This window comes from Deinococcus soli (ex Cha et al. 2016) (genome assembly GCF_001007995.1).
GTDB lineage: Bacteria > Deinococcota > Deinococci > Deinococcales > Deinococcaceae > Deinococcus > Deinococcus soli.
In genome coordinates, this window is sequence record NZ_CP011389.1 from 1,375,343 (window position 1) to 1,388,009 (window position 12,667).

Genomic DNA, 12,667 nt, shown 5'->3' on the forward strand with positions numbered 1-12,667 from the left:
GGCGGGTGAGGTCAGCTTAGCGGGCCGGGCGGCGCGGACGCGTCCGCCGAAAGGTGCGGTGAAGTCCGGCCCGGACGCACGGCAGGCAGGGACGCCTGAACCCCAGTACGGGGCGGCGTCCCTGCCGGTTGCGCTGGCTGTCCTGACTGTTGACCCGGTTTCAGGCGGCCCGGGGTCAGGCGGCTTGGGGCAGCTCGCTGTCGCCCAGGGCAACGGGGCGCGCGGCGGGCGTGGGCCACAGCGCGCCCAGCGCGAGGCTGATCAGGCTGGCGGCGGCCACGGCCAGCCACAGCAGGCCCGTGTCGGTCGGGTCGAGCAGGACGGTCAGGACGATCAGCGCGGTGGCGATGGCGCTGTGCGCGGTCACAGCGGGCAGCAGGGACTGTCCGGCGCGGTGCGCCTGCGCGAAGCGGTGCCCGAAGTGCAGGCCGGAGGTCAGGGCAATCAGGGTGCACAGCAGCAGGGGCAGCGTCATGCCGTTCAGGGTAGGCGCACGCCTCTCACCGGAGCGTCACGTGGCGGGCGCGGCCCGGACATTAAGATGAGCGGAGGCGGGCTGTTTTTCCGCCCCAGGAGCGCAGATCATGACTTGTAAGAACGGCTGTCAGAGTTCCGGGTGGGTCTCATGATCCCGGCGGTGAAGGACCTCCAGGCGGCGTTCCAGGCGCGCGGGTACGTGACGGGCGACGCGCTGGCGACGGCGCTGCGGCTGGTGGTGGGGCTGGGCAAGCCGCTGCTGCTGGAGGGTCCGGCGGGCGTCGGAAAGACCGAGGCGGCCAAGACCCTGGCGGACGTGCTGGGCACCCGCCTGATCCGGCTGCAGTGCTACGAGGGCCTGGACGCGCAGTCGGCGCTGTACGAGTGGAACTACGCGCGGCAGCTGCTGCACCTGCGCGCGGCCGAGCTGCGTGGCGAGGCCGCCAGCGACGACCTGTACGGCGAGACTTTCCTGATGCCCCGGCCGCTGCTCCAGGCGATCCGCGAGCCGAGATCGGCCGTGCTGCTCATCGATGAGATCGACCGGGCGGACGACGCCTTCGAGGCCTTCCTGCTGGAACTGCTCGCCGAGTGGCAGATCACCGTGCCGGAACTGGGGACCCTGGCGGCGGTCAGTCGTCCACACGTGATCCTCACGAGCAACCGTTCGCGGGAACTGAGTGACGCGCTGCGCCGCCGCTGCCTGTACCACTGGACGGAGTACCCCAGCCGCGCGCAGGAACTGCAGATCGTGCTGTCGCGCCTGCCGGGCATCAACGAGACGCTGGCGCGGCAGGTGACGGACGCCGTGCACGCGCTGCGGGCGCTGCCGCTGGGCAAGACGCCGGGCGTCGCCGAGACGCTCGACTGGGCGGCGGCGCTGGTCAGCCTGCACGCCGATCACCTGGACGCCGAGTCCCTGCATGCGACGCTGGGCGCGGTGCTGAAGCTGCGTGAGGATCAATTGCTGGCCGCGCCGACGTTACAGGGGGTGGCGGCGCAGGCGCAGGCGCGTGGCTGAAACAGGCAGGGTCGCGGGAACGCCCGCCGCGCTGGCCGCGCAGGTGACGACCTTCGCGGGGCGGCTGCGGCGCCGGCACGGGTTCCTGATCGGTCCCGGCGAGGTCCGGGACGCGCTGCGCGCCCTGGAACTCGTGGACCTGCTGTCGCGGCGCGAACTGCGCGGCGCGCTGCGGGCGGTGCTGACCGCCGGGCCCGAGCAGGGCCGCCTGTTCGACCTGGAATTCAACGCGTTCTTCCGCGCCGGGGGGCAGCCGCAGCCCGAACTGCCGCCCCTGCTGCCCGAGACGCCCGCCCCGGCTGAACCCGACCCGGACGGGGACCCGCCGGACAAGCCGGACCGGGAGCAGGGCGACCCGGATACCCGGCCGGAGCAGGCGCCGAGCCCGCAGGCGGGGAGCGATCCGGGCGGCGACCTCCCGGATGGCGAGGCCCTGCAGGACGGGCAGGACAGCGAGGAGGGCGCCGAGCAGGACGCCCCGGTCATGCAGGCGCGGGTCAGTCCGAACGCCGCGACGGGCGAGGCGCTGCGCGTGGACGCCGGCGACCTGGGGGGCCTGCTGCGCGCCGCGACGGGTCTGATCCGCGCGCTGGAACTGGGCCGCGCCCGGCGCCTGCGGCCGCTGCCGCGCGGCTCGAAGCTGGACGCCCGGCGCACCCTGCACGCCGCCGCGCGCACCGCCGGGGACGCCGTGCTCCTGCGCTGGCTGGGCCGCCCCCGGCGCGCGCCGCGCTTCCTGCTCGTGCTGGACGGCAGCCGCTCAATGGGCCGGGACGGGGCGCTGCTGCTGCGGTTCGCGCAGGCGCTGCACCTGCGCTCGCGGCGGGTGGAGGTCTACGCGTTCAGTACCGGCCTGACCCGCCTGACACCGCTGATCCGGGGCGCGGCGCCGGGACAGCCGCTGGCCCTGCCGGACCTGGGGGACGCCTGGGGCGGCGGGACCCGCATCGGGGAGAACCTGCTGCGCCTGGCACGTGACGAGCGGGGCCGAGTGAACCGCGACACGGTCGTCCTGATCCTGAGTGACGGGCTGGACACCGGTGACCCGGCGCTGGTGGGCCGCGCGCTGCGGGACCTGCGGCGCCGCTCGGCGGGCGTGGTGTGGCTCTCCCCGCTGGCCGCCACGCCCGGGTACCGCCCGGTGCAGCGCGCGATCGCGGCGGCGCTGCCGCACCTGGACGCGCTGCTCCCGGCGGGCGGCCCGGAGGACCTGCACGCGCTGGGGCGTCGCCTGCGTGCGGCGCGGCTCACGCGCGGCGCGGCCGTGGCGAGCCCCGACCCGGGCGGGGTGCGTTCATGAACGGCGCGCTCCCGGTTTCCGGCGCCTCCCCCGCTCAGGGGCAGTCAGGTCGGAACAGGCGTCCAGGCGCGGCCCGGCGTCCCTGAGCACGCCTTCACCGGGCGGGGCGGTAAGGGCCGGGTGAGGCCCGGCGCGCTGCAATGCCCACATGCGTTCCCTCACCGCGCTCCTGACCACGCCGCTCCTCACGGCGGCGCTGCTGGCCTCCTGCGGGGCCGGACCCGCCACGCCCGCCGCGGGCGCCCCGACCACCACGCCAACCACCGCCCCCGCCAGCCTGACCGTCCGCCTGGAGACCCTGGCGGTCACGGGGGCGCTGAACGTGCCGGGCACGCTGCGCGTGAGCGGGCGCGGCCCGGCGGACCTGACTGTCACCGCCCGTGACGCGCAGGGTGCGCCGGTCAGCGTCACCCTGAGTGCCAGCGGCACCGACACGCTGATCGGCGTGACGGGCACGGGCGCGGCGCGCGGGCCGGTCACGCTGAGCGTGCAGGCGGGCGCGGCGCGCGCCAGCGTGACCCTGCCGCTGCTGCGCGCCGGTGCGGCGCCCATCATGGGCGGCACGTACCAGGCGGGCGGCGCGGTGCCCTGGCAGGGCGGGGTGCTGCTGCGCGCCGTGGCGAACGCGGGCGCCGACGCCCGGCACGCCCTGATGGGCAGCGCCGGGGCCGAGGTCACCGCCCTGCCCTTCCCCGTGACCGGACTGGACACCCTCACCGGGCACGCCGTCGCCCCCGACGGCAGCGTGTGGGTGGCGGTGCGCGGCGCGACCGCCGCGGGCAGCGAACTGATCCGCCGCGCGCCGGACGGCACCCTGACCCGCGTCCCGGCCGGTACCACCGAGACCCTCAGCAGCCTGGGGGTCACGCCGGACGGGCGGGTGTGGGCCGTCGTGTACGGGCAGGCGCGGCTGCTGAGTGCCGCGCCGGACGGCACGCGCGGCGAACTGCCGCTGGGCAGCGTCCCGGACGCCCTGACGGTCGGCGCGGACGGCGCGCTGCTCCTCACGCGGCGCGGGGACAGCCCGGCGGTGCTGCGCGTGGACCCGGCCAGCGGCGCGGTCCGCACGTACCCGGTCGGGACGCCCGGCGTGAGCGTCCCCGCCGCGCCCACGCCCGCCCCGGACGGCACGCTGCTGTTCACGGAGACCCGCGCGGGCGGCGCGTGGCGGCTCGATCCGCGCAGCGGCACCCAGGTGGCCCTGCCCCTCCCGGCGGGCGTGCGGGCGGGCGCGCTGGCCGCCGCGCCGGACGGCAGCGTGTGGGTCAGCGATCCGTCGGCCGGGACGCTGCTGCGCGTCGCGGACGGCGTGGCGGCGCAGGTGACCCTGGGCGGCGCGGCCCGCGCGCTGACCGTCACCCCGGACGGCCGGGTGTGGTTCGAACTGGGCGGTCAGCTGATCACCCTGAACTGAAGCTGGAAGAGGCGGCAACAGCGTGAGGCCGCCCCAGGTCAGGTCCGGGGGCGGCCTCGGCTGCGACTGGTTACAGGTCGCGGCGGCTGAAGCGCCACATGGCGCCCGCCAATCCGAGACCCGCCAGGATGGCGGCCCAGAGCACCAGCAGCGGGTCGACCGGCACGGAGCTGGTGAAGGGGTTGGCGCCGCGGCTCACCTCGCCGACCTGCCGCATGATCTCCGGCTGGAGGTGGTAACTGGCGCCCAGCCACAGGGCGTTGGTGGGCATGACGGCGTTCGCGACGCGGCCCAGGGTGGTCAGGGTGGGCGTGTCGGCCAGGGTGCCGATGGCGCTGAGGATCCCGCCGGTGAAGCCCACACCGTACAGCACGAACACGCCGATGCCGTTGGCGAGCGTGGTGAACAGCGTGCTGCCCAGCACCGTCAGTGAGGTGAGGACCGTGACGGCCAGCAGCAGCAGGGCCACGGCAGGCAGCGCCTCGGGCGGGGTGTAGTCGGTGATCAGGCGCACGCCGCCGAGCAGTCCGGCGGCGAGCAGCGCGACGTACGCGACGTTCACGGCCGTGAAGCCCAGCCAGCGGCCCGCGACCAGCTGCGCGCGGCTGACCGGGCGGGCGATGACGCTCTGCATGACACCGTTCTCGATGTCGCCGCTGACCGCGCCGACGGTGGACAGCACGCCCATCAGGGATCCCAGGAAGTACACGAGGTACATGCCGAACAGCGCGCTGAACATGACGGGCAGGTTCGCGGCGCCCGTGGGGCTGCGCCCGTCGAGTCCGGCGTCGATGGCGCGCTGGTCGAGCGTGAGTTCCAGGCGGTACACGCCGAACAGGAAGAAGCCCAGGAACAGCGCGGAGAGGACCAGCAGGACGCTCACGAGCCGTTTGCGGGTCGCCTCGCGCAGGGAGAGTTCCGCGATCAGCAGGACGTTACGCACGGCGGACCTCCGCGCCGCTGCGGGCGGCTTCCGGGGTGTCCTCGATCAGGTCGAGGAACATGGTTTCCAGGTCGGGGCGGCGGGGTGTCAGGGCGTACAGCCGCGCCCCGGCGGCGTGCACGGCGTCCGCCACGGCGGGGATCTGGTCGTCGCGGGTGAGCCACAGTTCCACGTCGGCGCGGCCCGGGGTGTTCGTGTCGCTGCGGCGCACCTCGCCCAGGCGCGCGAGGGTGTCGAGCAGCCCGCCCGCCAGGGTGTTCACGCGCAGGTCCACGGGGAGCACGCCGCCCATCAGTTCGCGCATGCTGCCCTGCGTCAGGACCCGCCCCCGCTTCACGAACGCCACGCGGTCGCACACCTGTTCCACCTCGCTGAGCAGGTGGGAGTTCAGGAACACGGCCGTGCCCTGTGCGCGCAGCCGCTCGATGATCTCGCGCACCTCGATCCGCCCGATGGGGTCCAGGGCGCTGGTGGGTTCATCCAGGAACACGAGCTCCGGGCGGGCCAGGATTGCCCCGGCCAGCCCGGCGCGCTGCAGCATGCCCTTGCTGTACCCGCCGAGCGTCTCGTGGCCGCGCCCGCCCAGACCGACCTCGTCCAGCACCGCGGGGATGCGGGTGCGGCGTTCGGCGGCGCTCAGGCCCGCCAGTCTCCCGTGGAACTCCAGGAATTCCTGGCCGGTCATCCAGGTCTGGAAGCGGAACTGTTCGGGCAGGAAGCCCAGCCGGGCGCGCACGGCGGGGTCCTGAGGGTGCCCGCCGAGCACGCGCACCTCGCCGCCGCTGGGGTGCACGAGGCCCAGCAGCATCTTCACGGTGGTGCTCTTGCCCGCGCCGTTGGGCCCCAGGAACCCGAAGACCTCGCCGCGCGGGACGCTCAGGGTCAGGCCGTCCACGACCGCCCGGCCCCGGTACGTCTTGCGCAGGTCGCGCGTGTCGATCGCCGCTTCACTCATGCGCCCAGCATAGGGGGGCACCTGCACGTCAGGCGTCCTCCTTTCGTTTGCCAACCCCACCCCCCCAGTTCCCCCAATACGTGTTGAGGGATATCCCCGCTTTCCCCACCCGCTTTCAGGGAGAATGCACCACAGATGCCTGCCTGCCCCACGAGGGACCACCTGGACGTGCTGCTGCCCGCCGACACGCCCGCCGACCTGACCGCGCGCCTGCGGGCCGCGCCGGACGGCGAGGCGCGCGCGCTGGCGCTCGTGGCCGTGGCGCGCCACACCCGCGAGACCACCCTGAGTGGCGCGCAGGCACTGGGCGAGGCGGCCCTGAGCGAGGCGCTGCGCGCCGCGTCCCCGCGCGCCGCCGTGGAGGCCCTGCTGGGCCTGAGTTTCGTGTCGGCCAGCCTGGGGCAGCAGGAGCGGGCGCTGGACACCGTGGCGCGCGCGCAGGCGATGCTGGAGGAACACGGCCTGAGCGACCTGCTGTCCGGCGTGCTGAACACCCGCGCCCTGACCCGCCTGACCGGCGGGGACGTGACCGGCGCCCGCCAGGACCTGCAGGACGCGCTGGACCTCGCGCGGCACGCCCGGCACGCCGGGGATCACGGCAACGCGCTGGTGAACCTCGCGTGGCTGGCGTGCAGCAGCGGCGACCCGAAGGACGCCCTGCACCACCTGAACCTGCTGGAGGAACTGATCCACAGCCTGCCGGACGATCAGCTGGCCGAGGAGTTCATGATGTTCCTGCACGAGGGCCGCGCGCACGCGTACGCGCTGCTGGCCCGGCAGGCGCAGGAACTGGGCCGGGACGACGCGCAGCGGCAGGCGGTGCAGCAGGGCCTGATGGTGCTGCGCGCCGCCCGGGCCGCGCTGCAGGCGACGCCCAGCCTGACCAGCGAGCTGCTGTGCGCCGCGCACGAGTCCACGCTGCTGCGCCTGCACGGGGACCTGAGCGGCGCCGAACGGCTCGCGCGGCGCGCGGCGCAGCTGAACGCGGTCCTGAAGCAGCAGCTGTACATCGAGCCGCAGCTGTGCCTCGCGGAGCTGCTGCAGTCGCGCGGGGAGTTTGACGCGGCGCTCGCGCAGTACGCGGCGGCGCTGGACATCGCGCGGCGCCAGCACCGGCACCTGGACATCCAGCGGCTCCTGAATGCCATCGGGACGCTGCACGAGCGGCAGGGTCGCCTGCGCGAGGCACTGGAGGTGACCCGCGAGGCGCTGCACGCCGCGAACACCGCCATGGACCGCGTGAACGGCGCCGCCGCCCGCCACCTGCAACTGGACCGGGAACTGCGGCAGGCCCGCGCGGACGCGAGTTCCTGGCAGGACCGGCTGCGGCAGGCCGAGGTGCAGGCCCGTCAGGACCCGCTGACCGGGCTGCTCAACCGCCGCGGGCTGGAAGAGGGCCTGCAGGCGCTGCAGTTCCCCGGGAACGCCGGTCCGGGCCCGGCGGACTGGGCGCTGCTGGCAGTGGTGTTCGTGGACGTGGATCACTTCAAGCACGTGAACGACCGGCACTCGCACGCGGTGGGCGATCAGGTGCTGCGCGAGGTGGGGGCCCTGCTGGCGTCGCAGGTGCGTGCCGGGGACCTACTGGGCCGCTACGGCGGCGAGGAGTTCGTGCTGGTCACCCCGGTCCGCACGCGCGGGCGGGCGCACGGTCTGGCCGAGGCGTGCCGCCGCGCGGTGGAGGGCCACGACTGGTCGGCGCTGCTGCCGGACATGCGCCTGACCGCCAGCGTGGGGTACGCGGTGACCAGCCCTGACCGGCTGCCGCAGGCGCTGCGGGTCGCGGACGATCACCTGTACCGCGCGAAGAACGCCGGGCGCAACCGCGTCTCGCCCGCGGCCCCCTGACCCCCAGCCTGGGTGAACGCCGGGACCGCGCGGGCGGCGGGGGCGCTACACTCCCGGGTGGATGCCGCTGGAACCGGGAACGCAACTCGCCGCGCGTTACGACCTGCTGGCCCTGCTGGGTGAGGGCGGCAGCGCCCGCGTGTTCCGCGCCCGCGATCAGCTGCTGGGCCGCGAGGTCGCCGTGAAGGTGCAGCACGCCCACGTGCCCGACAGTGACCGTGAACGCTTCCTGCGCGAGGTCCGCACCCTGGCGCGCCTGACGCACCCGGGCGTGATTCCGGTGCTGGACCTGGGCACCGACCCGGACGCCGGGCGCCCCTTTTTCACCATGCCGCTCATGACCGGCGGCCCGGTGACGGCGCTGGGCCCGCTGGAGGACGCTCCGCTGCCCCTGGCGAGGTTCCTGACGGCGGCGGCCGCCGCGTCGCGGGCACTGCACTTCATTCACGCTCGCGGCATCACGCACCGCGACCTGACCCCCGGCAACGTCCTGCTGGACGACGCGTGGATGCCCCGCATCATGGATTTCGGGCTGGTGGCGCTGACCGAGCAGACCCGCCACCTCACCCGCAGCGGCGTGACCCTGGGCACCCCGGCCTACATGGCGCCCGAGCAGGCGCGCGGCGTGGGCGTCGGCCCCCTGAGTGACCTGTACGCGCTGGGCGCCGTGCTGTACCGCGTGGCGTGCGGCAGCCCGCCGTTCGTGGGCGACAGCGACCAGAGCGTCCTGTACCAGCACGTCTACGAGGCGGCACCCGACCCACGTGACCTGAACCCCGCGGTGCCGGACGCCGTGGCGCGCGTGCTGCTCAGCCTGCTGGCCAAGGCGCCCGAGGACCGCCCCCCCAGCGGCGAGGCGCTGGCGCACCTGTGGGCCCTGGCGCGGCGCGACGTGTGGACCTCGCACGCCCGCGGGCAGTACCGGGGCGGCCGCACCCGCAGCGGCGAGCACCCCGACGGCCCGGCGCAGGTGGACACCCTGCGCGAGGCCTGGAGCGTGCCGCTGCCCGGCGAGGTCACCTGGCCCGCCGCCGTCATGGGTGACGGCGATCTGGTCGCGGTGGGCACACGCGGCGGGCAGCTGGTCCTCACGCACGCCTCGGGCCGACCGTTCGCCACGTACGCCGCGCGGGACGAGGTCACGGCGCCCGCCACCTTCCACGGCGGGCACGTGCTGTTCGGCGCGTGGGACGGCACGCTGCGCCGCGTGGACCTCATGAGCGGCGCGCAGGTGTGGCAGCACAAGGCCCGCGCGGAACTCACGGGCGCCCCCACCCTCTGGCACGACCAGGTGCTCGCCAGCAGCCGCGACGGCCACCTGTACGCCCTGGACGCCCGGACCGGCGACCTGAAATGGGCGTACCGCACCGGCGGCCCCGTCGCCGCCAGCCCGCTGGTGTGGGCGGGCGCGGCCCTCGTCAGTGACGAGAACGGCTGGCTGCACGCCCTGGACGCCCGCAGCGGCCACGGCCTGTGGAAGGTCGAGGTGGGCACCATGCACGGCACGCCCGCCCTGATCCCCACCGCGCCGGGCGCCGCCACGCTCGTCGTCGCGACCTGGGAAGGCGAGGTGCACGCCCTGACCCTGCGCGCCCACACCGGCCGGGTCAGTGTGGACCCCGACCCGATCCTCTGGACGTACGACCTGGAAGACGAGGTCTGGGCCTCCCCCGCGCTGACCCTGTCCGGCGCGCCGGGCGGCACCGCCATCCTGGCCGGATGGGGCGGCGAGGTCCGCGCGCTGGGCCTGAAAGACGGCGAGGACCTCTGGACGCACCGCATGCAGGGGCGCGTCACCGCCAGTCCCGTCATCAGCGCCGGACTGGTCTTCCTCGCCTCAGAGGACGGGGAACTGTGCGCGCTGGACGTCCGCAGCGGCGCCGTCCGCTGGACGCACCGCGAGAGCACCGGCGTGCAGGCCACCCCGCTGGCCGCCGACGGCACCCTGTACGTCGCGTTCATGAACGGCACGCTGCGCGCCTACCGCGCCCGCACCACCTGACCACCCCCTGACCCCCAGCGCCCTGATGCGCGGCAGGCATGACATTTGCTTTAACCGGCGCGCCTACACTGGACTCAGTTGAACGCGGCCACCCCCGGGCGGCCCCGAGGAGGAACGAACCCCATGCCCAACATCGGACCCGCTGAACTGCTGGTGATTCTGCTCGTCGCACTGGTCGTCTTCGGCCCGCGCAAACTCCCCGAACTCGGCAAGAGCCTCGGCGCGGGCCTGCGCGAATTCCGCAGGAGCACCCAGAGCCTGAAAGACGACTTCGAGGGCAGCGTGCGCGACACGCCCCCCGGCCCCGCCCCCGTGCAGACCATCCACGCCCCTGCCCAGGCCGTCGCCGCCGCGCCCCAACCCGCACCGGCCGCTGCCGTCACCGCTCAGCCCGCCCCGCAACCCGTCACGGCCGAAGCGGTCGCCGCGCAACCCGTCACCGCTGAAGCTGTCGCCGTTCCCGCCAAAGAACAGGCCTAATCGATCACCGACGCCCCCCGGACCGGCCTGCGGTCACGATCCCCGGCTGGGTCTACCAGATCAGCTACAAACGTCCACAGGTATGGTGTGGATAACGAGAAATCCCCCCCACCCCAGCACAGGCCACGGTGGGGGGGATTCTTGGAAGCGTCACACGCTACCTGTGAGACCCTTCGCAAGACCGATGGCAATGCCGATGGCCGCGAAAATGAACACCCCAATCCGCTGCATACCTCCCAGCCAACGTGAAGCGATGGTTGGCACTAACCCCGCCCCAATGATCGTGAGAGCAATGCCGATCAGATAACCGGTGGGGGTGAAGGGACCGTCTTCAATCATCCCAACAATGGCCCCACTTGCCAACAGTCCCCCCTGTATGGCCAGGAAGTAAACAAGGAACACGAGGAGACGGGGGCGATTCACGTTCATGCGTCTTTCATAGCATCAATCCTCGTTTCGCACCTGGGGACATTTCCAGCCCTGGGGTCCCCTTCACCACAGACCTTCGTGAACTTCGGTGGCCTTCAGGGAGGCAGAGCGTCGTACAAGGCTCGCCAGCAACGGTCCCCACCCCAGTGCAACCCAGGGTAGTGACGTCTCGCTTACCTGTCTCTCCCCCATTCACCACCCCCATTTCTGCGCTGATGTGCGGTCCGCTGGGGGTTGCGGGCTTGTTAGCCTGCGGGTCACATGTGGCGTTCTGGGGGTCGGTGAGTGCTGGCGCGGGTGCGGAGCGCGGCGCTGTTCGGGGTGGATGCGGTGCCGGTGGAGGTCGAGGTGGACGTCTCGCCGGGCCTGCCGGCGTTCACGGTGGTGGGCCTGCCGGATCAGTCGGTGAGTGAGGCGCGGGAGCGGGTGCGGGCGGCGGTACGGAACGCGGGGTTGCCGTTCCCGGCGGCGCGGATCACGGTGAATCTGGCTCCAGCGGATCTGCGCAAGGAGGGGCCGTTGTACGACCTGCCGATTGCGCTGGGGGTGCTGGCGGCGCAGGAGGTGGTGCCGCTGGGGGCGCTGGCGGAGACGCTGGTGGCGGGCGAACTGGCGCTGGACGGGTCGTTGCGGCCGGTGGCGGGCGCGGTGAATCTGGCGCTCCTGGCGGGGTCGCTGGGGGCGGAGGTGCTGCTGCCGGAGGGGAACGCGTCGGAGGCGGCGATGATCGAGGACGCGCGGGTGTTCGGGGCGGGGTCGCTGCTGGACGCGGTGCGGCACCTGACGGGGCAGGCGCCGCTGGGGGTGACGCCGCCGCCCGTGCCGGACGCGCCGGACGGGGAGGCGCTGCTGGATCTGGCGGACCTGAAGGGGCAGTCGGGGGCGCGGCGGGCGCTGGAGGTCGCGCTGGCGGGGGGGCATAACCTGCTGCTGGTGGGCTCGCCGGGCAGCGGGAAGACGATGCTGGCACGCCGCGCGCCGGGGCTGCTGCCACCGCTGACGCGCGCGGAGGCGCTGGAGGTGACGCGCATTCACTCGGCGGCGGGCCTGCTGACGGCGCGGGGTCGTCTGAGCGTGCAGCCGCCGTACCGCGCGCCGCATCACACGGTGTCGGACGCGGGCCTGATCGGGGGTGGGGGTGTGCCCCGGCCGGGCGAGGTGAGTCTGGCGCACCGGGGGCTGCTGTTCCTCGATGAATTCCCGGAGTTCAGCCGCAAGGCGCTGGAAACATTGCGGCAGCCGCTGGAGGACGGACACGTGACGATCAGTCGCGCGCGGGCCAGCGTGCAGTACCCGGCACGCTTCCAGCTCGTTGCGGCGATGAACCCCTGCCCATGCGGGCATCACGGGGACCCGGAGAAGGCCTGTACGTGCACGCCCGCCGAGCGGACGCGCTACGCGGCGCGACTGAGCGGCCCGCTGCTGGACCGCATCGATCTGCTCGTGCGGGTGCCCCGCCTGACGGTGGATGAGCTGACCCGCGCGCCGGAACCCGAGGGGTCGGGGCCGGTGCGGGCGCGCATCCTGGCCGCGCGGGCGCGGATGCTGGCGCGGCAGGGCGCGCGGAACGCGGACCTGAGCGGGCAGGCGCTGCGGCGGGCTGCGCCGCTGGGGGCCGGGCCGGAGAGTTTTGCGCGGGCGGCGGCGCGGCAGCTGGGCCTGACCGGGCGGGGCTTTGACCGGGTGCTGCGCGTGGCGCGGACCGTGGCGGACCTGGCGGGCAGTGACGACATCCGCGAGGCGCATCTGGCCGAGGCGGTCACCTACCGCCCGCGTGACCTGGGAAGCGGCTGAGCTT

At 74.0% G+C, this 12,667-nt stretch carries 11 protein-coding genes; 7 read left to right on the top strand and 4 right to left on the bottom strand.

Going from position 1 to position 12,667, the window contains the following annotated elements; genetic code table 11:
• Positions 1–175: 175 nt before the first annotated feature.
• Positions 176–475 (bottom strand): hypothetical protein, encoded by a 300-nt coding sequence (locus SY84_RS06810; RefSeq protein WP_046843384.1) that lies wholly within the window; start codon positions 473–475, stop codon positions 176–178.
• A 150-nt stretch (positions 476–625) separates the two neighbouring features.
• Here SY84_RS06810 and SY84_RS06815 point away from each other — a divergent pair, with 150 nt between their 5' ends.
• The 3 genes from SY84_RS06815 (at position 626) to SY84_RS06825 (ending at position 4,212) form a co-directional block, all read left to right on the top strand.
• Positions 626–1,498 (top strand): AAA family ATPase, encoded by an 873-nt coding sequence (locus SY84_RS06815; protein ID WP_046843385.1) that lies wholly within the window; start codon positions 626–628, stop codon positions 1,496–1,498.
• Positions 1,491–2,798: a vWA domain-containing protein gene (locus tag SY84_RS06820; protein ID WP_245621423.1), complete on the top strand. Its 1,308-nt coding sequence runs from the start codon at positions 1,491–1,493 to the stop codon at positions 2,796–2,798. Before SY84_RS06815 ends, SY84_RS06820 begins: the two co-directional genes overlap by 8 nt.
• A gap of 148 nt (positions 2,799–2,946) precedes the next feature.
• A complete protein-coding gene (locus SY84_RS06825; RefSeq protein WP_046843386.1) occupies positions 2,947–4,212 on the top strand; it encodes a hypothetical protein in 1,266 nt (421 codons plus the stop codon).
• Positions 4,213–4,282: 70 nt separating this feature from the next.
• On the opposite strand, the gene SY84_RS06830 is transcribed toward SY84_RS06825, so the two are convergent.
• Both SY84_RS06830 and SY84_RS06835 read right to left on the bottom strand, forming a co-directional pair.
• Positions 4,283–5,155, bottom strand: a complete 873-nt coding sequence (locus SY84_RS06830; RefSeq protein WP_046843387.1) for an ABC transporter permease — start codon at positions 5,153–5,155, stop codon at positions 4,283–4,285.
• The gene (locus SY84_RS06835) at positions 5,148–6,110 is read right to left on the bottom strand and encodes an ABC transporter ATP-binding protein (protein ID WP_046843388.1); all 963 of its coding nucleotides are present in this window, start codon (positions 6,108–6,110) and stop codon (positions 5,148–5,150) included. The genes SY84_RS06830 and SY84_RS06835 overlap by 8 nt, the downstream gene beginning before the upstream one ends.
• A 135-nt stretch (positions 6,111–6,245) precedes the next feature.
• Here SY84_RS06835 and SY84_RS06840 point away from each other — a divergent pair, with 135 nt between their 5' ends.
• The 3 genes from SY84_RS06840 (at position 6,246) to tatA (ending at position 10,440) form a co-directional block, all read left to right on the top strand.
• The gene (locus SY84_RS06840) at positions 6,246–7,958 is read left to right on the top strand and encodes a sensor domain-containing diguanylate cyclase (RefSeq protein ID WP_046843389.1); all 1,713 of its coding nucleotides are present in this window, start codon (positions 6,246–6,248) and stop codon (positions 7,956–7,958) included.
• Between the two features lie 61 nt (positions 7,959–8,019).
• A complete protein-coding gene (locus SY84_RS06845; RefSeq protein ID WP_046843390.1) occupies positions 8,020–9,960 on the top strand; it encodes a serine/threonine-protein kinase in 1,941 nt (646 codons plus the stop codon).
• Positions 9,961–10,083: 123 nt separating this feature from the next.
• Positions 10,084–10,440, top strand: a complete 357-nt coding sequence (gene tatA, locus SY84_RS17015) for a twin-arginine translocase TatA/TatE family subunit (protein ID WP_046843391.1) — start codon at positions 10,084–10,086, stop codon at positions 10,438–10,440.
• A 150-nt stretch (positions 10,441–10,590) separates the two neighbouring features.
• Here tatA and SY84_RS06855 read toward each other — a convergent pair whose 3' ends face one another.
• Positions 10,591–10,869, bottom strand: coding sequence for a hypothetical protein (locus tag SY84_RS06855; protein ID WP_046843392.1), 279 nt, complete (start codon positions 10,867–10,869; stop codon positions 10,591–10,593).
• 285 nt (positions 10,870–11,154) lie between these two features.
• Here SY84_RS06855 and SY84_RS06860 point away from each other — a divergent pair, with 285 nt between their 5' ends.
• Positions 11,155–12,663 carry a YifB family Mg chelatase-like AAA ATPase gene (locus tag SY84_RS06860; protein ID WP_046843393.1) on the top strand — a complete coding sequence of 503 codons (1,509 nt, stop codon included), beginning with the start codon at positions 11,155–11,157 and terminating at the stop codon, positions 12,661–12,663.
• Positions 12,664–12,667 lie beyond the last annotated feature (4 nt).

Excerpts from the sequence above, each read along its gene's own strand:
- SY84_RS06845 (WP_046843390.1), top strand. The coding sequence starts at position 8,020 with ATGCCGCTGGAACCGGGAACGCAACTCGCCGCGCGTTACGACCTGCTG.
- tatA (WP_046843391.1), top strand. The coding sequence starts at position 10,084 with ATGCCCAACATCGGACCCGCTGAACTGCTGGTGATTCTGCTCGTCGCA.
- SY84_RS06840 (WP_046843389.1), top strand. The coding sequence starts at position 6,246 with ATGCCTGCCTGCCCCACGAGGGACCACCTGGACGTGCTGCTGCCCGCC.
- SY84_RS06835 (WP_046843388.1), bottom strand. The coding sequence starts at position 6,110 with ATGAGTGAAGCGGCGATCGACACGCGCGACCTGCGCAAGACGTACCGG.
- SY84_RS06855 (WP_046843392.1), bottom strand. The coding sequence starts at position 10,869 with ATGAACGTGAATCGCCCCCGTCTCCTCGTGTTCCTTGTTTACTTCCTG.
- SY84_RS06825 (WP_046843386.1), top strand. The coding sequence starts at position 2,947 with ATGCGTTCCCTCACCGCGCTCCTGACCACGCCGCTCCTCACGGCGGCG.
- SY84_RS06810 (WP_046843384.1), bottom strand. The coding sequence starts at position 475 with ATGACGCTGCCCCTGCTGCTGTGCACCCTGATTGCCCTGACCTCCGGC.
- SY84_RS06815 (WP_046843385.1), top strand. The coding sequence starts at position 626 with ATGATCCCGGCGGTGAAGGACCTCCAGGCGGCGTTCCAGGCGCGCGGG.